Source organism: Amycolatopsis coloradensis (assembly GCF_001953865.1).
Lineage (GTDB): Bacteria > Actinomycetota > Actinomycetes > Mycobacteriales > Pseudonocardiaceae > Amycolatopsis > Amycolatopsis coloradensis.
The window spans coordinates 86,469-109,152 of the sequence record NZ_MQUQ01000019.1 but is presented as its reverse complement, the minus strand read 5'-3'; the positions used below and the strand labels follow the sequence as shown (position 1 = coordinate 109,152).

Below are 22,684 nucleotides of genomic sequence, written 5' to 3'. Positions count from 1 at the left end.
CCCTATCCCTCTTCCTTGAGAGTCTCGTTGCCGTGCGCGATCAGGGGAACGACACCGGAGCCGATGTTGTCGAACCCGGCGCCGACGGTCTGCCCCTTGCTGTAGCGGAGGTGGATGCCTTCCAGGATCACCGCGAGCTTGAAGAAGGCGAAGCCCACATACCAGTTGAGCCGGGAGACGTCACGGCCCGAGCGCTCGGCGTACCGGGCGATCACCTCGTCGTCGCGCGGGTAGCCCGGCGCGGAACTGGCGTTGGACACGAACTGCAGCGACACCTTGTCGCGCTCGGCGTAGGCCACCAGCAGCGCGAGGTCGGTCAGCGGGTCGCCGAGGGTGGACATTTCCCAGTCCAGCACCGCGGTGATCCGGTCGTCGCCGTTCACGAGCACGTTGTCCAGCCGGTAGTCCCCGTGGATGATCGACGGCCTGCCCGAAACCGGCACCGAACCCGCCAAGCGGTCGTGCAGTTCGTCGGCACCGGGGAGGTCGCGGCTGCGGTTGCCGTCCAGTTGCTTCTTCCAGCGCCGCAACTGGCGTTCGAGGAAGCCTTCCGGGCGGCCGAAATCGCCCAGTCCCACCGATTCCGGGTCGACGGCGTGCAGATCGACCAGGGTGTCGACCAGTTCGTCCGCGATCGCCTTCGTCCTGGCGGGGCCCAGCGCGGCCAGTTCGGTGTCGGAGCGGAAGGGGGTGCCCTCCACGAACTCCATCACGTAGAACCGCGAGCCGATGACGTCGGTGTCCTCGCACAGCAGCACGGTTTCCGGCACCGGGACGGCCGTGCCGTGCAGGCCGGAGATCACCCGGAACTCGCGGCCCATGTCGTGCGCTGTCGGCAGGACGTGGCCCAGCGGCGGGCGCCGGACCACCCAGCGGGACCGGCCGTCGCCCACGATGTAGGTGAGGTTGGACCGGCCCCCTTCCACGACCTGGCCGCTCAGCTCGCCCTGGACGAGCCCCGGCCGGTGCTCGTCCAGGTGGGCCTTGAGCCTGGCCAGGTCGAGGCCCGGCAGGTCGGACTGGTTCATCATGCCTCCAGCGTCTCGCTTTCCGATTACAGTACCGACCAGTCGGTATGTCGGATAGTGGTGGCCCGGCGGGGTGCCGGAGGTCACTTTCCTCAGGCGATGAGCCGGACGACCATCTCCGCGACGCACGCCGGTTTGGGCTCGCCGTCGATCTCGATCGTCCACCGGACGACGGCCTGTTTGCCGCCGGTGACGTCGGTGACCTCGACCAGTTCGGCGCCCGCCCGGATCCTCGCGCCCACCTTGACCGGCTGGGGGAAGCGGACCTTGTTGAGGCCGTAATTGATCCCCATCTTGAGCCCGTCGACCCGGTAGAGCTTCCCGACGAAGCCCGAAATGAGCGACAGCGTCAGGAAACCGTGGGCGATCGGCGCCCCGAACGGGCCCCCGGCCGCCTTCTCGACGTCGACGTGGATCCACTGGTGGTCGTCGGTGGCGTCGGCGAACAGGTTCACCCGTTCCTGGGTGAGCGTCAGCCATTCGCTGTGGCCGAAGTGCTCGCCGACGGCGTTCTCGAACTCCTGCAACGAGGCGAATTCGCGCATCGGCTCAGTCCTTCGGTCCGCCGGCGACGTAGATGACCTGGCCGGAGATGAATCCGGCGCCGTCGCTCACCAGGAACGACGCGAGGTTGGCGATGTCGTCGGGGGTGCCGACGCGCTGCACCGGGATCTGCGACGCGGCCGCCGCCTTGAAGTCCTCGAAGGACATGCCGATCCGCTCGGCGGTCGCCGCGGTCATGTCGGTGGCGATGAAACCGGGGGCGATGGCGTTCGCGGTGACGTTGAACTTGCCCAGTTCGATCGCGAGGGTCTTGGTGAAGCCCTGCATGCCGGCCTTGGCCGCGGAGTAGTTGACCTGCCCGCGGTTGCCCAGCGCCGAGGTGCTGGACAGGTTGACGATGCGGCCCCACTTCTCCTGCGTCTGGTACTTCTGCACCTCGCGGGTCATCAGGAATGAGCCCTTGAGGTGCACTCCCAGCACCGAGTCCCAGTCCTGTTCCGTCATCTTGAACAGCAGGTTGTCGCGGGTGATGCCGGCGTTGTTGATCAGCACGGTCGGCGCGCCGAGTTCCTCGGCCACCCTGGTCACCGCGGCCTCGACCTGCGCGGCGTCGTTGACGTCCAGCGCGACGCCGACGGCCTTGCCGCCCTCGGCGACGATCGCTTCGGCTCCCTGCTCGACACCCGCCTCGTCGAGGTCCAGCAGGCCGACGGCGAACCCGTCGGAAGCGAGCCGCTTGGCAACGGCCGCGCCGATGCCGCGGCCCGCGCCGGTGACGATCGCTACGCGGGAGGGGTGTTCGGTCACGGGTGACTCCTCGTCTTCGAGTGGAAGTGCCGCCGAGTCTGCCGTACTGAGCGGTCGCTTTCCAGGGGAGGACGCCGCGGTGCGCGCCACGGCGCCCCAGTTACCGCTCTCGATCTCGTTGGCGCGGGAGTGTCCCTCGATGTTCCCCGCGGACTCAGTGCCGCGACCAGTGACGCAGTGCCCTGTCCAGGGGGCGGCGCGAAGGGGAGACCAAGACCCTCGTGCGGGGACTGTCCAGCCGAATGATCACATCCGAGGACGTGGTCTGTCCCGGGACGGACTCTCTCCCCTTTTAACTTATAACGCACTGGGGGGCTTGCGGCAAGACCCGGGTGGTGCCGCAGAATCACCCGCCGTACTCGGAAAACACGGAGGGTGAACGCATGGGTGGCTACGTACTCGGGTTCCAGGAGATCGACCGGACGCAGGTCGCGGTCGTCGGCGGCAAGGGCGCGCACCTGGGAGAGCTTTCGCGGATCGAAGGCGTCCGGGTGCCCGACGGCTTTTGCGTGACGACGGACGCCTTCCGGCGGATCCTGGCGGACGCGCCGTCGATCGTCGATCAGCTGGACCGGCTGTCCCGCCTGAACCCGGACGACAGGGCGGCCCTTCGCGCGCACAGCGCGGAGGTCCGGCGGACCCTCGAAGAGATCGTCATCCCCGACGAGCTGGCGGCCGCGATCACCGGTGCGGTCGCCGGGCTCGGCGACCAGGCCGCCTGCGCCGTCCGATCGAGCGCGACGGCGGAAGACCTGCCGACGGCCTCCTTCGCGGGCCAGCAGGACACGTATCTGAACGTCGTGGGGACGGCGGAGATCCTGCGGCACATCAGCCTCTGCTGGGCGTCGCTGTTCACCGAGCGGGCCGTGACCTACCGCCTGCGCAACGACTTCGGTCACCGGAAGGTCGACATGGCCGTCGTCGTGCAGCGGATGGTCTTCCCGTCGGCGGCAGGCGTCCTCTTCACGGCCGACCCCGTCACGTCCAATCGGAAGGTCTCCTCGGTGGAAGCCGGCTACGGCCTCGGCGAGGCGCTGGTCTCCGGCCTGGTGAACTCGGACAGCTACCAGGTGCGGGACGGCGAGATCGTCGCCAAGACCGTCGCGACGAAGCTGAGTGCCCTTCACGCTTCGCCGGGCGGCGGGACACGGGAACAGCCGATCGGGCCTGCTCAGCAGGAGCAACCGGCGCTGACGGACACGCAGGTCGTGCGGCTGGAGCGGCTGGGACGGCGGATCGAAGCGCATTTCGGCCGTCCCCAGGACATCGAATGGTGCCTGGCCGATGACGAGTTCCAGGTCGTCCAGAGCCGTCCGATCACCACGCTGTTCCCGGTCCCGGAGGTCGACGACGAGGAAAACCACGTCTACGTCTCCGTCGGCCACCAGCAGATGATGACCGACGCCATGAAGCCACTGGGGCTCTCCTTCTGGCAGATGACGACCCCTCGGCCCATGTCGGAGGCGGGCGGCCGCCTGTTCGTCGACGTCACCCGGATCCTGTCCGCGCCGACGAGCCGCGCCGGTTTCCTGGACATGATGGGGAAATCCGATCCGCTGATGGGTGACGCGCTGCGGACCGTCCTCGACCGCGACGGCTTCCTCCCGTCGGTTCCGGACGACGGGCCCGGCCGGCAGATCTCCGGCGTCGAGCCCGCCACGATCGAGACCGACCCGGCCGTCGTCACCGAGCTGATCGGGCTCAGCGAGGACTCCATCGCCACGGTGAAACGCGAAATCCGGACGAAGTCGGGCTCGGAGCTGATCGACTTCATCCAGGCGGACCTGCAGGAACTACGGCGGATCCTGTTCGATCCGCGAAGCCATCAGGTGATCATGGCGGGGATGCAGACGACGTGGTGGCTCAACGAGCACCTGCGGGAATGGCTGGGGGAGAAGAACGCGGCCGACACGCTCACCCAGTCCGTGCCGCACAACGTCACGTCGGAGATGGGGCTGGCGCTTCTCGACGTCGCGGACGCGATCCGTCCGCACCCCGACGTCGTCGCCTTCCTCCACGAAGTCGAGGACGAGGACTTCCTGGACAAGCTCACCGGGCTCGCGGGCGGGCAGGAAGCACGAGACGTCATCGAGGCCTATCTCGGCAAGTACGGCATGCGCTGCGTCGGCGAAATCGACATCACGCGGCCTCGGTGGAGCGAACGACCCACGACGCTCCTGCCGCTGATCCTCGCCAACGTCAAGAACTTCGAGCCGGGCGCCGGTGAACGCCGCTTCGAGCAAGGGCGGCAGGAGGCGCTGTCGAAGGAACAGGAACTGCTGGAACGCCTGCGGGCCCTGCCGGACGGGGAGGAGAAGGCCGAAGAAACCCGGAGGATGATCGAGCGCGTCCGGACTTTCAGCGGGTACCGGGAGTATCCCAAGTACGGCATGGTCAGCCGCTACTTCGTGTACAAGCAGGCGTTGCTGGCCGAGGCCGAGCGCCTGGTGCGGGACGGCCGGCTGGGGGAGCGGGAGGACATCTTCTTCCTGCGGTTCCAGGAACTCCGGGAAGTCGTGCGCACCGGCCGGGCCGACGACGAACTCATCCGACAGCGCAAGGAAGCGTTCAAGTCCTACGAGACGCTCACGCCGCCCCGGGTGTTCACGTCGGACGGTGAGGCCGTCGCCGGAACTTACCGGCGCGACGATCTGCCGTCCGGTGCGGTGGTCGGCCTGCCGGTCTCCGCCGGGACCGTCGAAGGGCGGGCGCGGGTCGTCCTGGACCTGGCCGACGCCGACCTCGAACCGGGCGACATCCTGATCACGGCCTACACGGACCCCAGCTGGTCGCCCCTGTTCGTCGCGATCACCGGCCTGGTGACCGAGGTCGGGGGCCTGATGACCCACGGCGCGGTGATCGCGCGCGAGTACGGCCTGCCCGCCGTCGTCGGGGTCGAGCGTGCGACGAAGACGATCAAGGACGGGCAGCGGATCCGGGTGAACGGCACCGACGGGTACATCGAGATCCTCTAGCCCCGGAACGAGTCACGCGTCTGGTCACGGGGAACTAGCCGGCGTGCCTGCCGAGGACTTCGGTGATCAGCTGCCGCAGTTCGCCGCCGTGCCACGAACTGGGCGAGAAGCGCTCCTGCGCGATTCCCTCCCAAGGCTCGCCGTCGTCCAGCGAGATGCCTTCCGCGCCGGGAACGAAGGTTCCGATCTCCTGGGCGGCGATCCCTTCCCCGGCAAGGGTCTTCTTGGCGAGTTCGGCGTCCTGTGGCCGGACGGCGACCACGAGCGTCCAGTCGCCCCAGGCCTGCGCGAGTTCGAACCGGCCGAGTCCGGACTGCACGCAGACGTCGGCGGGCGCGTCGTCCAGCCGGAGGTCCGTGGTGATCCGCGCGCCGAGGCCGTTGGCGCCGCAGAGGCTCCGCACGGTCGGGAAGAGACCATCGGACACGTCCATCGCGGCGCGGGCCAGCCCGGCCGTGGCGAGCGTCCGCCCGGCGGTCACCTGCGCCATCGGACGGCAGGCGCGCTCGCGGATCTCGGCGACGAGCGACCCGGGGAGCCGCGCCTGCTTTTCGACGAGCAACGCGTACGCCCAGAGGTAACCGGGAGAACCGACCAGCAGCAGGCGATCACCGGCTTCGGCGCCCGCGCGGCCGAGCCTGCTCCCGGGGACGCACCGGCCGATGGCGGTCGCGGAGAGCTGCCGGACCGGGCCGTCCCGCAGGTCGCCGCCGACGACCTTGGTTCCATGGACTTCGGCGCAGTCGTCCACCCCGTCGAGGAGCCGCCGGAACTCGCCCGCCGTGGTCGTCTTCGGCAGGGTGTAGTTGACGACCAGCCCGAGCGGGGTGGCGCCCGCCGCGGCCAGATCGGACAGGTTGATCGTCGCCAGCAGCCAGCCCGCGTGGTACGGATCGGTTTCGCCCAGAATGGTGACCAGCGGGGTGGGGCAGCTGTCGGTGGTGGCGACCAGCTCACCGCGAAGCCCTTCCGAGGCGTCGAGGACGGCGCAGTCGTCACCGAACCCGCGGACACCGCCGTAACGCGGCCGCAGGATGTGCTTCAGGATCGCGTGTTCCCCGAGGTCGCCGAGGTGGACGTCGTCGCCGACGGGGGAGATGTCAGTTACGCCCGACATGATCCGCCAATCGGGACGGGGCCACGGCGTGGTCGCTGGAGTAGTTGTGCGGCAGGGTGCCGTAGGGCTGGTCGCTGCCGGTGGAGGCGAACAGCATGAGGTTGCAGATCCGCGTGCCGGGATGCAGCAGCACCGGATGCCGCAGGTGGTTCACGATCTCCAGGGTCAGCACGGCGCCGTTCCCGCTGCCGAAACCGGGGCTGACCTGACCGCACAGGACGACGCTGATGCCGAGCCGCGCGTAGTCGCTCGTGCCGTCGACGAGACCGGCGAGTTTCCCCGAAAGCCCGATCTTCTCCAGCGTCGGCGCGAGAACGACTTCGCCGGGTTCGACGCACAGCCTGCCGTCGGCGTCGAGTTCCTTCGGCCGGAGTTCCGGATACGTGCTCTTGTCGGCGATGTCGACGGTTCCGGTCGATTCCAGCGCGAACGCCTCATGACCGAGCCGAAGGCTGATCGCGGCGGGGCGGACGAGGGCGGGTTCGAACGGGGTGATGGCGAGTTCCCCGTTCCGGTGCGCGCGTTTGATCGCCCGGTCGGTCAGGATCCCGCGGCGCAGGGTCAGCGGCATGACGCCACCGCTTTCGCGACGGCTCCGACGAGCATCCGGAAATCGGCCTCGGTCAATTCGCCGTTCGGCTGGTCGTCGGTCTGGCCCGGCTCGCAGTAGACGACGGTGGTGAGGGCGCGATGCGGGCCCTGGACCACCACCGTCGCGGTCAAACCCGCGTCGATCGGCCGGACGGTGTGCACGACGTCGGTGTCACACGCGTAGACCTCGCCGCGGCGGACGTGCGGGATCTTCTCGACCGCGAGCCGGGCTTCCCCGTCGGCGAGCAGAGCGGCCGGGTTCGCCGGATCGGCACCGTAGCGGTACCGGTCGTGCGCTTTCCCGCCTTCGGTCGTTTCGCGGTACTCGACCATGTGCATGCCTTCGCCCGCGACGATGGTCGAAGCGAACTCCCACCGGTGGCTGTGCGGATTGGATTCACCGCGGGACGGCTCCCCGGATTCCGGCCAGACGTGGAGCCGGATCCGGAAATCGGCGGAGGCGTGGAGCACCATTTTGGCGAACCCGTTGGGGTGCCAGTAGGAACGCTTCGCCGCGGCACGGACGGCTTCCTCGTCGCCGAGGATTTCCTCGAGCCACGAAAGGAAAGTGCCGGGGTCGTCCTGGACCCGGTGCGCCACCGTGCGCAGCCAGGTCAGGTCCGCGTCGCCGTCGCGGGGTCGCGTGCCGGTGACACCGCGGAGGAACGCGTGCGGAGTGTCGATCATCAAGTCGTACCTGGGGTTCCGGGCGGGCTGAGCGGGGGCGCGGCGACGGCGAGCGCGGCCGCGCGGAGGGCTGTGACGGCGTCCAGCGTCTGCCAGATGGGTAGGTCCCCGCTTCCCCAAGCCCACAACCCTTGATCGGCGTCATAACGCTCCCAGAGGGTTCCGAGCGCCCGGTTGAGCCGGGGGAGTGGCAGGAAGGGGGCGGTGGCGAGTGCTTGGACGACCCAGGCGGAGGTGAAGTGCCGGATGATGATCCGGGTCGTTCCGTCACCGTCGGGGCGGGGCCGTTCGAGATCCTCGGCCACGCCGTCGTCCGAATGCGACCGGTCGATGAGCCATTGTGTGGCTTCGTCGGCCGCCTCCCGGACGTCGTTGCGATCTTCACGGCTGCGCAGGACGTCCCGCAGCGCGACGACCGACCGCGCGGTGTGCACCACCGAAGCCTCCGGGGCGACGAGACCTGCTTCGTTCTTCTCCGGCCACAGTTGTGAGCCGTCGAAGTCGAGCCGGGCCGCCAAGAGGGCGTCGATCAGCCGATCGGTCAGCGGGGCGTCCGGCCGCAGCCGGGCCGCCGTGTGCAACACGGCGGACAACAGGTACGGGCGGGTCCGGCTGTACGAGTCGAGTGACTCCTCGAGCAGGTCCAGCCCTTCGTCAGCGGACATGGTGCTGGTGCGGAAGAGCGCGTCCACCACCGACGCGGTGGTCTCCGGCCGCTTGCCGCCCGCGCGGCCCCGCCAGCCGTGTTCCGATTGCAGTTCGTAGAGATCTTCGGCCAGCGTATGTAGGTCGATGTAGGGATCGCCTACCACCAGCATCGCGTTGATCCCGTATGCGGTGCTGAGCGCTTTCGGGCCGGTGGTCTTCTGCAGGTTGTGCCGCCAGCCCAGCGGCTTGCCGTCGTCGCCGCGGATCAGGTGCCCGGCGAGTTTGGCGCCGACGGTGTGGAACACCTGCAGCAGGGAACGGGAAGTCTCGACGACGCCCGCGTCACCGACGGTGGCCGGTGGGTGATCCTGGGGCGATCGCGCCGTCTCCACCAGCTTGAACAGCGCGTTCGCGGCGCGGAAGTGGTCGTCGAGCTGACGTGCGTTGTGCGTCGACGGCAGGTATTTGCCGGTCTCCCACTGGGTCAGGTTCGCCCTCGTGACCCCGATGATCCGGGCGGTCTGTGCCTGCGTTTCGCCCGCGGCCTTGCGCAGCCGCCGCAGTTCGCGTCCGACACCTGATGCGGTAACGGTTTCCGCATCAGGGCTTACCGGCCGGTCCCCGGCCGATGTAGGCTTTATGTAGGCACTAGACACGAGCTTACCTACCTCGCGTAGGCAATGTAGGGCGGTGACTGAACGTGCACACAACGGGGAGAGTACAGCAAGAGAATCGGACCGCGCTGGCGCGTCGGTCAACTTCGTGTCACAGCGTGTCGAAAGCTCCAGGCCGACCTGTTCTCCCTGGTCCCGGCGTGCGTGACCCACCTGGCCGGAGGGGGCCGGTACGACCAGGGCGCGACCGGAAAGCGGATGCTGTCAGCCGTGTGCGAGTGACGCTGCGCATCCGAGCCGGTTCGAGCCGTCTGCGGGCCACACGAACGCCGTAGTAGGCGTCGTGTGTGCCGACCCGAGTCCGAGCTTCGCCGCATCGGGGGTGAACTCCATGACCCACCACGAGTACCACACGGACTTACCTCGATCTTGGTTCGATCGGCTTCTCGAACGCTTCCACGACTGGCTTTTCGCGACGGACGAAGACGCGAGGGCCACCGCGCGCGGCTGGCAGGTGACTCGCGTGCCGAAGCGCGGGCGCCGCGTCTACCGCGATCCCCGCTGGGACACCGTGCACGCGTGCGAACCCTGCGGGGGCACGGGGTGGTGGCCCTACGAGGACGCCGTATGCCCGGACTGCGCCGGTGCCGGCGTCGTCCGCTCCATTCCCGCGGCGGCGGTGGCCGCCGAGCAAACCGCCGGACGGACAGGAGGAAGGTCATGAGCCGTTGGCAGGAACCCCAGGCGATCGCCGAGCTGGCCCGCGAGGTCACGGTGGTCAGGAGGCCCAACCCGTTCACCGCCCTGTATCACTGGCGCTACGAGATCGGCGCGCTGCTCGTCGTCCCGTACGCGTTGTTCACCCTGTTCCAGGCCGTCGGCCCGATCTGGGCCGCGGTCGTGCTGTTCGGGGTCGCCAACTGGTTGTTCCACTGGCGCTCGGCCCGCGGATTCATCCGTGACCGGCTCCGGTCGGTCGTGGTGCAGCACCGGCTGCGGACCGGATTCGCCCGGGCGCGGGTGTGCACGCTCGACGGCAAGCTGCCGGTCATCCTGTGGACCAAACCACGGGGTGACGAAGTCGAGGTCACGGTGTTCTGCCCGGCAGGGGTCGGCTACGAGCGCATCGAGCAGCGGCGGGCCCTGCTCGCCGCTGCGTGCTTCGCCACCGACGTCCATGTGTACCGCCATCACAAGCGGGCCAACGTGGTGCACCTGTCGGTCTGCACCGCGCGCTTGCGCAAGGACGAGGACGAAGACGAGGTCGTGTTCGGTTAGGACGTGACCTGCAGGGCCTCGGTCTCGGTCGTGACCACCACCCGGGCCGGGATCAGCAGTGACGCCAGCGCGATCAGCCCGGTCAACGCCATCGCGCGTTCGACCAGCCCCAGCGGGATCGCCTGCCACCATGGCCTGCCGCCGTTCATCGAGACCACGATCGCCCCGAGGATCACGCCGAACCAGGCCAGCGCCACCACCGCCAGGACCCGTGTCACGGCGCGGCGCGCGGGGGAGGAGGGGAAGACGGCCTTCGCGGCGAAATACACGGCGAGCGGCAGGCAGACGAAGGCCACGACGCTCGCGATCCGGTGCACGGTCCCGCCGGTGCTCGGCCCGATCGCCCAGTTGTTCTTGGGGAACGCCACGATCACCACCAGGCTCACCGTCCAGAGCGCGCAGAAGATCGACGCCGCGGACAGTGCGGGGAGGTGTTTGCGGCGGATCAGCGCGCCGAAGCCGATCGCCGAGCCGAACGCGACCAGCAGGACCGCCACGTCGAAGATCCATTTGTGCTCACTCAGCGCGTATTCGCTGATGGTGCGGCGGACCGGGCTGATGTCGCTGGTGGCGGGGAGGACCTGCAACAGCAGGATCAGCAGCGCTCCGCCGGCGACCGAGACCACGGCGGCCAGCAGGGCCAGCGGAGGCCTGGCGGTGACGTGAGGCGTCGTCATGGGTGAAAGGTAGCCGCCCAACCTGAAGGTTTTCTTAGGCCGAGCTGTCGGAACCGACAGAAAAGCACCCTTCCCCGGCGCACGTGGCGGTGATCGTTCCGGCACGGTCGGTGAGATCGTTGGGCCGAAAGGGGTGCAGCCGACTTGTGGCGGGTCCCTCGAGTGGGGTCGCGGGTCTAGGGTCTCGCTACCGGTGACCTCACCCGGTCACCGGACTGTCCAAGGAGGTCAGTCTGTGGGGTATTCACCAAGCCGGCGAAGAGCGGGATGGACGGCGGCGACCCTGGTGCTCGCCGGCACCTTCGTGGCACTTCCGTCGGCCACGACGGCGGGGGCCGCGGACAACGTGGTGCGGGCCGGCCAGGCCGTGCCACGTTCCTGTTTCGCCGCGTTGCAGAAGCCGGGTACGTCCGGCACCGATCGACGCGAGTTCACGTCCACAGTAGACGGTCTGCTGCAGGCGCGCCTCGCGCCGCGTGGCGGGAACGAGGGCGACTGGGACCTCGCGGTCTTCGACAAGGCCACCGGCGCCGTGGTCGCCGCGTCCGCCGCGTTGCGCAGCCACGAGCTCGCCGAAGGATTCGTGAAGAAGGACCAGAAACTGGTCGTGCAGACCTGCCGGTACGACGGACGGACGCGCGAGGCGGTACTGGGAGTCGACTTCCTCGCGCTCACGCCGCAGGGCACGCCCACCGGCGCCGCGCCCGCGCCGCAGCGCGCCGAACTGGTCCGGGTCGAGACCCCGGGCAAGCAGGACAAGGACAAGCTGCTCCGGCTCGGCCTCGACGTCACCGAGAAGGCCGACGCCACCGGCGTCCAGGTCGTCCTCGCCAACGACGCCGACCGCAAAACGCTGGTGGACAACGGCTTCAAGGCCAAGGTGATCGACGCCGACCTTTCGGCCAGGTCGATCCAGAACGCCAAGACCGACCGCGAGTACGCCGCGAAGACGCCGGGGTCCACCCTGCCGTCCGGGCGCACGAGCTACCGGCACCTCTACGACTACCAGTTCGAGGTGAAGGAACTCGCCCGCAAGAACCCCAAGCTCGTCACGGCGTTCACGCTGCCGCAGCCGACCTGGGAAGGCCGCGACGTGATCGGCATCGAGATCGCGAGCGACGTCAAGAACCTCTCGGACGGCAAACCCGTCAACTTCACCATGGGTGTGCACCACGCCCGAGAGTGGCCCGCCGGTGAGCACGCCATGGAGTGGGCGATCGAACTGGTCAAGGGCTACACCGGCAACAACCCCGAAATCCGCGGTCTCGTCGGCCGGACGCGCAACATCATCGTGCCGATCGTCAACGCCGACGGCTTCGAAATCTCCCGCGAGGCCGAGCCCAGGGGCGACTTCTCGCGCTTCGACTACGAGATGAAGCGCAAGAACTGCAACGTCAACGACTCGCCGAAGGAGTTCGCGACCGGCGTCTGCAAGGCCAGCCCCGGCGGCCGCGAACGCGGCACCGACCCGAACCGCAACTACGCGGGCTTCTGGGGCGGCGCCGGCGCGTCGACCCTGTGGCGCAGCGACACGTTCCGCGGCTCCGGTCCGTTCTCCGAGCCCGAGACGCAGAACATCCGCTCGATCGTGTCCAACCGCCAGGTGACCAACCTGATCACGCTGCACACCTACTCCAACCTGGTGCTGCGAGTCCCGGGTGTCGCCGCCGTCCGCCCGCCGCTCGACGAGCCGGCGTACAAGGCGCTCGGCGACAAGATGGCCTCGCGCAACGGATACACCAGCCAGCCGGCGTGGGCGCTCTACGACACGACCGGCTCGACCGAGGACTGGTCGTACTGGGCCACCGGTGGCTGGGGCTTCACCTTCGAGGTCGGCCCGAACGAGTTCCACCCGCCCTTCTCCGACGGTGTCGTCGCCGAGTACACCGGCGTCGCCCCCGCCGCGGGCGCGGGCAAGGGCGGCAACCGGCAGGCCTTCGTGGACATGCTGGCCAACACCGCCGATCCGGCGGCCCACTCGACGCTGATCGGCACGGCACCGAAGGGCTACCAGCTGAAGCTGCACAAGACCTTCCAGACGCCGACCTCGCCGGTGCTCCAGCCGGACGGCTCGACGAAGCCGCCGATCTACGTGACCGACAAGCTGAACTCGACGCTGAGCTCGACCGGCGGCCGGTTCGCGTGGTCGGTCAACCCGTCGACCCGGCCCTACGTCGCGGGCCGCTACGGTCGCGAGCCGCAGGGCCCGGCGCAGCCCGCGATCCAGGCCACCAACCCGGCCGGGGTCCCGGCGATCAACACGAACTACCCGACGGACCCGGCTTCGGAGAGCTTCACCTTCCACGTCGACGGGCTCCCGAAGGTGGACAACGGCAAGTTCAGCGTCGACGTCAAGTGGACCAGCCCGGACACCGACTGGGACCTGTACGTCTTCGACGCGGCGGGCAACATGGTCTCGTCGTCGGCGAACGGCGGGACCACGGAAGAGCACGCGATCCTGTACGACCCGCCCGCCGGGGACTACCGGGCCGTGCTGGTCAACTTCTCGCAGGCGAACCCGTCCACTGTGGACGATTGGACCGGCGGCGTGTCGTTCCAGTCGCCGATCCCGCCGACCTACGGCCCCAAGGAGGCGTACCAGCTGACCTGTACGTCGCCGAAGGGCAAGCTCGTCGGGCTGGCGGACGTCTACATCGACCGCGGCCAGACGGTCGACGTCGGTGAGGTCTGCACCCGTTCCGCGCGCGCCTCGAAGGAGCGCTCGGTCCGGTAGTGAACAGTTTGCTGAAGGCCCTTTCCCCGCATGCGATGCGGGGAAAGGGCCTTCATACGCTTCGGGTGCCCTTGGCGCCAGCCGCCCCATCAGTCACAGCGATGGCGCGTGAAGGACCCCTTCCTGTACCCAGGCGCAGGGCCTCGGCAAAGTCGAGATCTTGCAGGTCAGGTAGCTAGTCGTCGTCACGGGGACATACCGGTTGCGAAGTTCCCTGAGCGGGGAGGGTTCCGGACGTTCACCGTCCGAAATCCTCCCCGCTCGACCTTTACGGGCACCAGCGATGTCGAATCCGGTTACCCAGAGCAGCGCTGACCAGCAGCTCCGCGACTTTGCCGGGTGGCCGCAAGTGCCGGTCCGCCGAGAACCGTCCTCACCACTCACGGGACCCGGGAATCAGCCGGTGCCGACCACCCGGTCCCGCACCACCCGCATCGTCGCCGAGTCCACAGTGGACGGTTCGGTCGCCAGCCAGCCGCCGATCTCGTGCAGGAACTGTTCCGGCGTCATCGGCGGCGCGAGCGAGGGATCCTCGAAGTCCGTGGTCACTTCGCCGGTCCGGCTCGGGTACACGATCATCGCCCCGCGCAACGCGACTCCCGGCAGGATCCGCCGGTACTCGGCGAGACTTTCGGTCAGCCGGCTCCCGCCGCCGCGGAAGGCGCGGCCGTTACGCAGGAGACGGTCGTCGTCCGCGGTTTCGTAGTGCCCGGGCAGCCACAGCTTCGATTCGATGAGCACGAGCCGCTTTCCGCACAACACCGCGTGGTCGACGTCGGCGAACACCGAGTCCGGCCAGGAGAGGCCGTGGAAGATGCGGGCGCCGGGCAGCCGGGTCAGGTAGCGCTCGAGCAGGTCGGCGGTGAGCCGCTCGGCGAGTTCGTGGGTTTCGGTGCCGGGGGTGCCGAACACGCGCTTCCCGCCGAATTCGGCGGCGAACCGGTTCTTGGCGCGGGAAGCGGCGAGATAGCCGCGCGCGAGTCGTTGCACCAGCAGGGCGGTGCCCGCGGTCAGGATCAGCCAGACGATCAGGGTGGGGGCCGAAAAGCCGACGCCGGTCAGGACCGGCAGCAGGACCAGCACCATCCCGCCGACCGCCGCCACGACCGGGGTGTGCCCGGGGCCACGCCGCCGTCCGTGGCGCACGCGCTCGTCCTGTGCGGCGAATTCCCACCATTCGAGGTCTTCCGGATCGATCACGACCTGCTCGGGCTCATAGCCCGGCTCGTCGCCGAAGCGACGTCTCGGCCGCGGCCGGACCGGCACGCGCACGGAGCGGCCACCGGCGTCGTAGCCCGCACGCAGCATCGGATCGCTGAGGGTGTCGTAGGCCTCGCGGACCAGCTGGAACGTGAGCGCGGAGCCCCCGGCGTCCGGGTGATGCGACTTCGCGAGCCGCCGGTACGCGGTCTTGATCTCGTTGACCGAGGCGGCCTTGCCCACGCCGAGCACCTCGTAGTAGTCGACGTCGGGCACGGGCGGTTCACCTCCGAAGGGCCGGGCCGCAACACTATTCGGCCGCCGCCGGGCACCCGCAACCACCTCCGCGGCACGTCGGGTGACCTCGCGGTCATACTGTTTCGCCTGTGGCGGAACGAGGTCCACTTCCGCTGCGTCCTGGATATCGTGAAGATCGACAGCGCACGAGGAAGGACAACGGTGGAAGAACCGATTACCGGCACGGCCGCGGGGGTACCGTTCACGGTCTTGCCGCCATCGGCCGAGGTCAGCGGCCCCGCGCCGGTGGTCGTCGCCTGGCATATGATCGACGCGCCCCGCTCCGACGCCGCGTTCGCGGCCGCGTTGCCGCTGGCGGGGGTGCCCGCGTGGCGCGTGTACCTCGGAATGCCCTTGTGTGGCGCGAGAATGGTCGACGGCAGCATGGACGCGCTCGTGGAGCGGGCCCTCCGTGACGCGATGCTCGCCTACGTCGATCCCATCGCCGCGCAGGCGGCGCTGGAATTCCCCGCCGCGCTCGCCGAACTGCGGGAACGCTTCGGCTTCGACACTTCCCGGATGGCCGTCGTCGGCGGTTCGCTCGGCGGCGCCGTGGCGCTGACGATCCTGACCACGCGGGAAATCCCGGTCCGCGCGGCGGCCCTGATCAACCCCGCCGTGCGGGCGCGATCGGTGATCGGCGTGGTGGAAGGCATGCTGGAGCAGCCTTATCCGTGGAACGACGAGGCGGACCAGGCCGCGGATCGGCTCGACTTCGTCGCACGATCGGGTGAAATATCGGCGCGGGAAACGCAAGTTCCCTTGTTGCTCGTCAGTGGCGAGGACGACTTCCCGTCGTTCCGCGCCGACGCCGGCGACCTCGCCGCCGCGTTGCGCGGGCGGTACACCCGGCCGGACGACGTCCACCTGACCCGGGTGCCCGATCTCGCGCACCCGCTGGCCGAAGACCCGGGCATCGAACCCGCGCCGCAGCTGCCGATCGCGAAGGTGGTCGACGACGCGGTCACCGAATGGCTGGTGCGTCACCTGGCTTAGCAGTGTCGCTCGAAGCGCGCGCGTGTCCTCACCCAAGCCGCGATCTCAGTTCGGGAGACACGCTCTAGCAGGCGGCGGGCGGCGCGGATCGGGCGGGACCGAATTCCAGTCGGAGTTTGTCGGTCTTCGGGATCACGAACGCGACCCCGGTGCCCGCCCGCCAGCCCGACGGTACGAACACGTACTGGCCACCGGACTGGAGCAGCAGTTTCAGCCCGGTGTACCGGTATTTGTAGGCGGCGGTGGGATCCGCGCATTTCACCTGGAGGACACCGCCGGAGGTGAGGTTGAGGCTTTCGGCGCTGTAGAGCGTCGCGGCGGGGCGCGCGGGGAGCTGTGCCGCGGTTTCGAAACCTCGCCGGGTGCCGAGGGCGGCCGAATAGTCGCTGACGGCCCAAAACAGCCCGATGCTGACCAGCGCGTACCCGAGGACGAGCTCCAGCAGGCTCGATCGCAGCGCCGAAGCCCAGTGCCGCCAAGCGAACAGCAGCATCAGCACGCCGAGCGCGAAGCCGAGCCCCGGCAGGCCCGGGTGATCGCGGAACGGCTCCGGGTTCAGCGTGACGAACACGGTCGCGACGACCAGCAGGGCACCGAGCCCGGCCGCGACCGGGGCGCAGATCCGGAGCAGCCGGGCCCACGAACGCTCGGTCAGCCGCAGCCGCAGGATCCGGACGGCGATCACGAAGCCGAGTACCGCCCCCGCGACACCCGCCAGCGGCAGGTACAACCCGTCGACCCCGCGCGCGAAGATCTCGTCCGGGGTCTGGGCGAGAAGTGTGTAGTGCACGCGGAAGTACGCGAAGAGCACCTGCGTCTCGACGAGCCCGAAGAAGTACAGCAGCGCGGTGAGCAAGGTGGTGTTGGCCACTACCGCGCCGACCAGCTTGAGCGCCCGCGGCGGCCCGGGGTCCGGCTCGATCGTCCGGGGCTCCGGTCGCCGCAGGCCGCGCCGCGTGCTCATCCCGACGTGGTCTCGGTGGGTTGCTCGCTGGTGGACGCCGGGCTTTCCGAGGTCGTGGCCTCCTCGGTGACCTCGGGCGCGCACGCCTTGGCCCTGACCGTCACCGTCCCGCCGGGTTTGACCGGGGAGAGGGTGATGCTCGCGGTGCAGTCGCCCTTGCCGACGATCACGACCTTCACCCCGCACAGGTTCGGGCCGCAAACCTTCCTGATGTCGCCCTGGATGTTCGACTTGGCGGTCTCCGGCGCGGCGCCGAGCCGGGTGTGGTCGTAGATGATCGGGCTGCCGGGTACTCCCGGCTTCGGGCCGTCGGTGTGGCCGCCACCCCCGCCGGACGAGGCCGACGCCGTCGAGCCCGCCGAGGCCGTCGGGGCGACCTCCGTGGTCACGCCGCCGCCGGTCTGGTCGGCCGGAGCGGTGTCGCGGGGAGCGGAGGTGCCGTCGCAGCCCGCCGTGAACCCGAGGGCGACCATCGCCGTCATCGCGCTGAACAGTCGTTTCATGGACCTCACCGTCCTTGGAAGACGTCCTTCTGGGTAAGGACGCGGTAGGACCGCTCCCTGATACGTCCGGGCATGGTCCGTTCGGGGGTAGTTCGCCGATTCCGCCCTTTCGGGCAATTCGAGGTGGGCCAGTGCGCGACAACTTCGCCGCCCGGCCTTCCGACACGCCGCAAATTATGTTAAGAAACTTTACTAACTAATAGGAGGCGCGTTTTGAGTTCACCCCCGCAGCCGGGGCTCGAGCGGAAGATCGGGCCGCTGCAGGCGACCGCCATCAACATGACCCAGATGTGCGGGATCGGCCCGTTCGTCACCATTCCCGCGATGGTGGCGACCCTCGGCGGCCCGCAGGCCATGTTCGGCTGGCTCATCGGCGCGCTCATCGCGCTGGCCGACGGCCTGATCTGGGCCGAGCTCGGCGCGGCCCTTCCCGGCGCCGGCGGCACCTACGTCTACCTGCGCGAAGCGTTCGGCGGCCGTACCGGCAGGCTCATGCCGTTCCTGTTCGCCTGGAGCGCGGTGCTGTTCATCCCGCTGATCATGTCCACCGGCATCATCGGGCTCGTCCAGTATCTCGGCTACCTGATCCCGGGTGTGGCGGACGAGGGTGGCACCACCGGACTCGGCAAGATCATCGGGCTCGGCGTCATCGTGCTGGTCGTGCTGGCGCTGTTCCGGCGGATCGGCGAGATCGGGAAGCTGACCACCGTCCTGTTCGCGATCATGCTGTTCGCCGCGCTTTCGGTGATCGTCGCGGCCTTCACGCATTTCGACGGCGCGCAAGCGTTCGCCTTCACGCCGGGGGCGTTCTCGTTCGGCGGCGGCGCGTTCTGGGCCGGGCTCGGCGCGGGCCTGATCATCGCCATCTACGACTACCTCGGCTACAACACCAGCGCCTACCTCGGCGGCGAGGTGCGTGACCCGGGCCGGACGCTGCCGCGGTCGATCATCTTCTCGATCCTCGGCATCATGAGCCTGTACTTCCTGCTCCAGCTCGGCGTGCTGGGCTCGATCCCGCTGGAGGAACTCAAGAGCGCGACGTCGGTCGCCTCCACCGTGCTGGAACAGGCGTGGGGGACGGGCGCGGCCAAGGTCATCACCGTGTTCATCGTGATCGCCGCGATCGGTTCGGTGTTCGCCGGTCTGCTCGGCGGCTCGCGGGTCCCGTTCGAGGCCGCGCGCGACAAGGTGTTCCTGCCGGTGTTCGCCAGGCTGCACCCGAAACTGAACCTGCCGACCGCCGGTGTGCTGACGATGGGCGTCATCGCCGCGATCGGCTCGCTGTTCACGCTGACCGCGGTGATCAACGCGGCGGTGACGGTGCTGGTCCTCATCCAGTCGCTCGCGCAGGTCGCGGCGATCGTGGTGCTGCGGCGACGGCGTCCGGAGCTGGACCGGCCGTACCGGCAATGGCTCTATCCGATCCCGACGATCATCGCGTTGCTCGGCTGGGTCTACCTCTACTTCTCGGCCACCTGGCTCTCGATTGGGCTTTCGGTGGGATGGATCGCGCTCGGGGTGGCGGCGTTCCTCGCCTACGCGAAGGCGGAGCGCGTGTGGCCGTTCGGGCCGAAGGCAATTCAGGAATCGTTCGCGGGGGCGGCAGAGGGGAACGGGAAGTGACGGGGGAAGAGCTGATCCTGGGGATCGACTTCGGTGGCACGAAGGTCGCGATCGGGCTGGCCGACAGAGCCGGGAGTTTGCTGGTCACCCGGCGGCTCGACACCGACGCGCACGCGGGCGCCGGGCAGGTGGTGACCCGTGCGCTCGCCGCGGCGCGGAAACTGCTGGCCGACGAAGGCGCCACGGACAACCTGGTGGCGATCGGCGTGGTCAGCCCCGGCATCGTGCTGGAGGACCGCATCCTGCTGGCCCCCAACGTGCCGGGCTGGGAGGAACTGCGGCTGCGCGAACTCGTCGCCGACGAGTTCGGCGGCGTCGGAATCGAAGTGGGCACCGACGCCAAGGCGGCGGCGCTCGCGGAATGGCGGTGGGGAGCGCTGGCGGACACCGATCCGGCGGTGTTCCTGTCACTGGGGACCGGGATCGCCGCGGCGGTCCTGGTCGGCGGACGGCTGCTGGCCGGCGCCAACGGAGCTGCGGGTGAGATCGGGTACAACCTCCGCTCGCCGCAGGACACCGACGGGTTCGCCAGCGGAGCGGCGCCGCTGGAGGAGGTCGTCGGTGGGCGTGGGCTGGGCGGCCGGGCGAGCGAGTTGCTCGGCCGCCCGGTGACCGCGGGTGAGCTGTTCGGTCTCGCCAGGGAGAACGCGCAGGCCAAGGAACTGGTCCGCGCGGCGCTCGACGAACTGTCGATGCACGTCGCGAACCTCGCCATCGCGCTCGACCCGCGGCGCATCGCCGTCGGCGGGGGACTGGTCCGCTCGGCCGACGTCCTGCTGCCCGCGCTGCGCGAACGGCTGGCGCAGGCCGTGCCGTTCCCGCCGGAGCTGGTGTCGGCGAAGTTCGACCAGGACGCGTCACTGCTGGGCGCGATCGCGATCGCGCTGGACGCGTAGCGAGGTCACCGACCGAAGCCGCCGGGCTTTCGCTAGATCCGATCTAGCGAAAGCCCGGCGGCTTTCTCGCGCCCAGGGGGTGAGGCGAGAGGAGGACGGCCATGACCAAGATGCGAGTCGCGGTGATCATCGGCAGTACCCGCGAAGGACGGGTGGGGGACGCGGTCGCCCAATGGTTCACCGGCCGCGCGGAACAGCGGGACGACCTCGTTCTCGACGTCCTCGACCTGATCGACTTCGACCTGCCCGCCGGGCTGCCGGAGCAGGCGACCCCGGACATGAAGCGGTTCGCCGCCCGGATCGACGACGCGGAGGCGTTCGTCGTCGTCACCCCCGAGTACAACCGCAGCTTCCCGGCGTCACTCAAGCAGGCGATCGACTGCGCCTACGACGAGTGGCGCGTGAAGCCGGTCGGTTTCGTCTCCTACGGCTACCGGTCTCAGGGCCTCTACGCCGTGGAGCAGCTTCGCTCGATCTTCACCGAGCTGCACACCGTGACGATGCGGGACACCGTCGCCTTCAACCTCCTCGACGGCACCTTCGCCCGCGACGGCACCCCCTTCGACGCCGAGGGGCAAGGACAGGCCGTGACCACCTTGCTCGACGAACTCGTCTGGTGGGGCCTCGCCCTGCGCGACGCGCGCTCCGCCCGTCCCTACGTCTGCTGAAAGTTTCTGAAAGGAACAAGGAAAATGAGTGAACTGGCCATCGAAGCCACGGGGCTGGTCAAGGTGTTCGGGGAGAACCGGGCGGTCGACGGGATCGACCTGAAGGTCCCCGCGGGCACCGTGTACGGTGTCCTCGGGCCGAACGGCGCCGGCAAGACCACCGCGGTGAAGATGCTCGCGACCCTGCTCCGCCCCAACGGCGGCGAGGCTCGCGTGTTCGGCAAGGACGTGGTCCGGGAGGCCGACGCGGTCCGGTCCATGGTGAGCCTGACCGGGCAGTACGCCTCGGTCGACGAGGACCTGACCGGGACCGAGAACCTGGTGCTGATCGGCAGGCTGACCGGGCACCGCAAACCGGCCGCACGGGAGCGGGCGGCGGAACTGCTGTCGGCGTTCGGGCTGACCGAGGCCGCGGGCCGGCAGGTGAAGAACTACTCCGGCGGCATGCGGCGGCGGATCGACATCGCCGCGAGCATCCTCAACACCCCGGACGTGCTCTTCCTCGACGAGCCGACGACCGGGCTCGATCCCCGCAGCCGCAACCAGGTCTGGGACATCGTGCGCGCGATCGTGCAGCACGGCACCACCGTCCTGCTGACCACGCAGTACCTCGACGAGGCCGACCAGCTGGCGTCCCGGATCGCGGTCATCGACCACGGCAAGGTCATCGCCGAAGGAACCAAGGGCCAGCTGAAGGCGTCGGTCGGCGCGGGCGCGGTCCACGTCCGGCTGCGCGAGGCCGATCAGCGCCCCGAAGCCGAGGCGCTGCTCGTCCGGGTCCTCAAGGCGCAGGTCCAGCTCGAACCGGACCCCCTCGCCCTGACCGCCCGCCTTTCGGGCGACAGCACCGAGCAGGGCGCCGCCGAGCACGCCGCGCGAGCACTGGCCGAACTCGCCCGCGAGGGCATCGTCGTCGACACCTTCTCCCTTGGCCAGCCGAGCCTCGACGAGGTCTTCCTGGCCCTCACCGACCGCACCGCCACGCCTGAGGAGAGTGCAGCTTGAGCACCACAGCCGTCAAAGAGAACGAACCCGTCCTCGCGGCGCCGAAGCCCGAAGACCTCGCCGCCGTCCTGATCGCGAAGAACCGTCCGCAGCGCCCCAGTGCGTTGTCGACTTCGGTCACCTTCGGGTGGCGCGCGATGCTGAAGATCAAGCACGTGCCCGAGCAGCTGTTCGACGTCACGGCCTTCCCGATCATGATGACGCTGATGTTCACATACCTCTTCGGCGGCGCGCTGTCCGGCTCGCCGACGGAGTACCTGCAGTTCCTGTTGCCGGGCATCATGGCGAGCAGCATCCTGATGATCACCATGTACACCGGGCTTTCGGTCAACACCGACATCGAGAAGGGGGTGTTCGACCGGTTCCGCACGCTGCCGATCTGGCGGCCGTCGGCGATGGTCGGATACCTGCTCGGCGACATGCTGCGCTACCTCATCGCGTCGCTGGTGATCCTCGGTGTCGGGCTGATCATGGGCTTCCGGCCCGGCGGCGGGTTCGGCGGCGTGGCCGCCGCGATCCTCCTGCTGCTGGCGTTCTCGTTCGCGTTCTCGTGGATCTGGACGATGTTCGGCCTGCTGCTGCGCAGTGAGAAGTCGGTGATGGGGGTCAGCATGATGGTGCTGTTCCCGCTGACCTTCCTCAGCAACATCTACGTCAACCCGGAGACGATGCCCGGCTGGTTGCAGGCCTTCGTGAACATCAACCCGGTGACCCACGTGGTCGCGGCGGTGCGGTCGATGATGGACGGCAACTGGAACGGCGGCGAGATCACCTGGGTGCTGATCGCGGGCGGGGTCATCCTCGCGATCTTCGGAACACTGACGATGCGCCTCTACAACCGCAAGTAACCGGGGGTGCTCAGGTCCCCTGGC

At 69.0% G+C, this 22,684-nt stretch carries 21 protein-coding genes; 10 read left to right on the top strand and 11 right to left on the bottom strand.

Annotation, left to right across the window (positions count from 1 at the left end; all coding sequences use genetic code 11):
- Positions 1 to 2 precede the first annotated feature (2 nt).
- The 3 genes from BS329_RS32305 to fabG form a co-directional block, all read right to left on the bottom strand.
- Positions 3 to 1,028 (bottom strand): phosphotransferase family protein, encoded by a 1,026-nt coding sequence (locus tag BS329_RS32305; protein WP_076165757.1) that lies wholly within the window; start codon positions 1,026 to 1,028, stop codon positions 3 to 5.
- Between the two features lie 92 nt (positions 1,029 to 1,120).
- Positions 1,121 to 1,573, bottom strand: a complete 453-nt coding sequence (locus BS329_RS32300) for a MaoC family dehydratase (protein ID WP_076165597.1) — start codon at positions 1,571 to 1,573, stop codon at positions 1,121 to 1,123.
- 4 nt (positions 1,574 to 1,577) lie between these two features.
- Positions 1,578 to 2,339, bottom strand: coding sequence for a 3-oxoacyl-ACP reductase FabG (fabG, locus tag BS329_RS32295; RefSeq protein ID WP_076165595.1), 762 nt, complete (start codon positions 2,337 to 2,339; stop codon positions 1,578 to 1,580).
- 383 nt (positions 2,340 to 2,722) lie between these two features.
- Here fabG and rph point away from each other — a divergent pair, with 383 nt between their 5' ends.
- Positions 2,723 to 5,314, top strand: coding sequence for a rifamycin-inactivating phosphotransferase (gene rph / locus BS329_RS32290; RefSeq protein ID WP_076165593.1), 2,592 nt, complete (start codon positions 2,723 to 2,725; stop codon positions 5,312 to 5,314).
- A gap of 34 nt (positions 5,315 to 5,348) precedes the next feature.
- Here rph and BS329_RS32285 read toward each other — a convergent pair whose 3' ends face one another.
- The 4 genes from BS329_RS32285 to BS329_RS32270 are packed head-to-tail and all read right to left on the bottom strand — an operon-like array spanning position 5,349 to position 8,998.
- A complete protein-coding gene (locus BS329_RS32285; RefSeq protein WP_076165591.1) occupies positions 5,349 to 6,431 on the bottom strand; it encodes a thiamine-phosphate kinase in 1,083 nt (360 codons plus the stop codon).
- On the bottom strand, positions 6,415 to 7,002 hold the full coding sequence (dcd, locus tag BS329_RS32280; RefSeq protein WP_076165754.1) for a dCTP deaminase: 588 nt from the start codon (positions 7,000 to 7,002) through the stop codon (positions 6,415 to 6,417). Before dcd ends, BS329_RS32285 begins: the two co-directional genes overlap by 17 nt.
- Positions 6,993 to 7,709 (bottom strand): hypothetical protein, encoded by a 717-nt coding sequence (locus BS329_RS32275; RefSeq protein ID WP_076165589.1) that lies wholly within the window; start codon positions 7,707 to 7,709, stop codon positions 6,993 to 6,995. The genes dcd and BS329_RS32275 overlap by 10 nt, the downstream gene beginning before the upstream one ends.
- Positions 7,709 to 8,998 carry a helix-turn-helix transcriptional regulator gene (locus BS329_RS32270; protein ID WP_076165751.1) on the bottom strand — a complete coding sequence of 430 codons (1,290 nt, stop codon included), beginning with the start codon at positions 8,996 to 8,998 and terminating at the stop codon, positions 7,709 to 7,711. Before BS329_RS32270 ends, BS329_RS32275 begins: the two co-directional genes overlap by 1 nt.
- A gap of 364 nt (positions 8,999 to 9,362) precedes the next feature.
- On the opposite strand from BS329_RS32270, the gene BS329_RS32265 reads away from it, so the two are divergent.
- The gene (locus tag BS329_RS32265; RefSeq protein ID WP_076165587.1) at positions 9,363 to 9,695 is read left to right on the top strand and encodes a hypothetical protein; all 333 of its coding nucleotides are present in this window, start codon (positions 9,363 to 9,365) and stop codon (positions 9,693 to 9,695) included.
- Positions 9,692 to 10,249, top strand: a complete 558-nt coding sequence (locus BS329_RS32260) for a hypothetical protein (RefSeq protein ID WP_076165585.1) — start codon at positions 9,692 to 9,694, stop codon at positions 10,247 to 10,249. The genes BS329_RS32265 and BS329_RS32260 overlap by 4 nt, the downstream gene beginning before the upstream one ends.
- Here the strand turns inward: BS329_RS32260 and BS329_RS32255 are convergent.
- Entirely contained in the window at positions 10,246 to 10,926 is a 681-nt protein-coding gene (locus BS329_RS32255; RefSeq protein WP_076165582.1) for a DUF998 domain-containing protein, read from the bottom strand. The two genes, BS329_RS32260 and BS329_RS32255, sit on opposite strands and share 4 nt — an antisense overlap.
- 235 nt (positions 10,927 to 11,161) lie before the next feature.
- Between BS329_RS32255 and BS329_RS32250 the strand changes: the two genes are divergently transcribed.
- Positions 11,162 to 13,660 (top strand): M14 family zinc carboxypeptidase, encoded by a 2,499-nt coding sequence (locus BS329_RS32250; protein WP_244197382.1) that lies wholly within the window; start codon positions 11,162 to 11,164, stop codon positions 13,658 to 13,660.
- 396 nt (positions 13,661 to 14,056) lie between these two features.
- On the opposite strand, the gene BS329_RS32245 is transcribed toward BS329_RS32250, so the two are convergent.
- Positions 14,057 to 15,136, bottom strand: a complete 1,080-nt coding sequence (locus tag BS329_RS32245) for a J domain-containing protein (RefSeq protein WP_076165577.1) — start codon at positions 15,134 to 15,136, stop codon at positions 14,057 to 14,059.
- 183 nt (positions 15,137 to 15,319) lie between these two features.
- On the opposite strand from BS329_RS32245, the gene BS329_RS32240 reads away from it, so the two are divergent.
- On the top strand, positions 15,320 to 16,153 hold the full coding sequence (locus tag BS329_RS32240; RefSeq protein ID WP_244197381.1) for an alpha/beta hydrolase family protein: 834 nt from the start codon (positions 15,320 to 15,322) through the stop codon (positions 16,151 to 16,153).
- 64 nt (positions 16,154 to 16,217) lie between these two features.
- On the opposite strand, the gene BS329_RS32235 is transcribed toward BS329_RS32240, so the two are convergent.
- Both BS329_RS32235 and BS329_RS32230 read right to left on the bottom strand, forming a co-directional pair.
- On the bottom strand, positions 16,218 to 17,117 hold the full coding sequence (locus BS329_RS32235; RefSeq protein WP_076165574.1) for a hypothetical protein: 900 nt from the start codon (positions 17,115 to 17,117) through the stop codon (positions 16,218 to 16,220).
- Positions 17,114 to 17,620 carry a hypothetical protein gene (locus BS329_RS32230; RefSeq protein ID WP_076165572.1) on the bottom strand — a complete coding sequence of 169 codons (507 nt, stop codon included), beginning with the start codon at positions 17,618 to 17,620 and terminating at the stop codon, positions 17,114 to 17,116. Before BS329_RS32230 ends, BS329_RS32235 begins: the two co-directional genes overlap by 4 nt.
- 213 nt (positions 17,621 to 17,833) lie before the next feature.
- On the opposite strand from BS329_RS32230, the gene BS329_RS32225 reads away from it, so the two are divergent.
- The 5 genes from BS329_RS32225 (at position 17,834) to BS329_RS32205 (ending at position 22,660) form a co-directional block, all read left to right on the top strand.
- Positions 17,834 to 19,243, top strand: coding sequence for an APC family permease (locus BS329_RS32225; protein WP_076165570.1), 1,410 nt, complete (start codon positions 17,834 to 17,836; stop codon positions 19,241 to 19,243).
- Entirely contained in the window at positions 19,240 to 20,139 is a 900-nt protein-coding gene (locus BS329_RS32220; RefSeq protein WP_076165568.1) for an ROK family protein, read from the top strand. Before BS329_RS32225 ends, BS329_RS32220 begins: the two co-directional genes overlap by 4 nt.
- 101 nt (positions 20,140 to 20,240) lie before the next feature.
- Complete coding sequence (locus BS329_RS32215; protein WP_076165566.1) at positions 20,241 to 20,807, top strand: NADPH-dependent FMN reductase; 567 nt, start codon at positions 20,241 to 20,243, stop codon at positions 20,805 to 20,807.
- Between the two features lie 24 nt (positions 20,808 to 20,831).
- Positions 20,832 to 21,812, top strand: a complete 981-nt coding sequence (locus BS329_RS32210) for an ATP-binding cassette domain-containing protein (protein WP_076165564.1) — start codon at positions 20,832 to 20,834, stop codon at positions 21,810 to 21,812.
- The gene (locus tag BS329_RS32205; RefSeq protein WP_076165562.1) at positions 21,809 to 22,660 is read left to right on the top strand and encodes an ABC transporter permease; all 852 of its coding nucleotides are present in this window, start codon (positions 21,809 to 21,811) and stop codon (positions 22,658 to 22,660) included. Before BS329_RS32210 ends, BS329_RS32205 begins: the two co-directional genes overlap by 4 nt.
- Positions 22,661 to 22,684: the final 24 nt, after the last annotated feature.

What these genes read in the sequence shown, in the direction of transcription:
- BS329_RS32305 (WP_076165757.1), bottom strand. Translation starts at nt 1,028, where the DNA reads ATGAACCAGTCCGACCTGCCGGGCCTCGACCTGGCCAGGCTCAAGGCC.
- BS329_RS32300 (WP_076165597.1), bottom strand. Translation starts at nt 1,573, where the DNA reads ATGCGCGAATTCGCCTCGTTGCAGGAGTTCGAGAACGCCGTCGGCGAG.
- rph (WP_076165593.1), top strand. Translation starts at nt 2,723, where the DNA reads ATGGGTGGCTACGTACTCGGGTTCCAGGAGATCGACCGGACGCAGGTC.
- BS329_RS32285 (WP_076165591.1), bottom strand. Translation starts at nt 6,431, where the DNA reads ATGTCGGGCGTAACTGACATCTCCCCCGTCGGCGACGACGTCCACCTC.
- dcd (WP_076165754.1), bottom strand. Translation starts at nt 7,002, where the DNA reads ATGCCGCTGACCCTGCGCCGCGGGATCCTGACCGACCGGGCGATCAAA.
- BS329_RS32275 (WP_076165589.1), bottom strand. Translation starts at nt 7,709, where the DNA reads ATGATCGACACTCCGCACGCGTTCCTCCGCGGTGTCACCGGCACGCGA.
- BS329_RS32265 (WP_076165587.1), top strand. Translation starts at nt 9,363, where the DNA reads ATGACCCACCACGAGTACCACACGGACTTACCTCGATCTTGGTTCGAT.
- BS329_RS32260 (WP_076165585.1), top strand. Translation starts at nt 9,692, where the DNA reads ATGAGCCGTTGGCAGGAACCCCAGGCGATCGCCGAGCTGGCCCGCGAG.
- BS329_RS32255 (WP_076165582.1), bottom strand. Translation starts at nt 10,926, where the DNA reads ATGACGACGCCTCACGTCACCGCCAGGCCTCCGCTGGCCCTGCTGGCC.
- BS329_RS32235 (WP_076165574.1), bottom strand. Translation starts at nt 17,117, where the DNA reads ATGAGCACGCGGCGCGGCCTGCGGCGACCGGAGCCCCGGACGATCGAG.
- BS329_RS32230 (WP_076165572.1), bottom strand. Translation starts at nt 17,620, where the DNA reads ATGAAACGACTGTTCAGCGCGATGACGGCGATGGTCGCCCTCGGGTTC.
- BS329_RS32215 (WP_076165566.1), top strand. Translation starts at nt 20,241, where the DNA reads ATGACCAAGATGCGAGTCGCGGTGATCATCGGCAGTACCCGCGAAGGA.
- BS329_RS32210 (WP_076165564.1), top strand. Translation starts at nt 20,832, where the DNA reads ATGAGTGAACTGGCCATCGAAGCCACGGGGCTGGTCAAGGTGTTCGGG.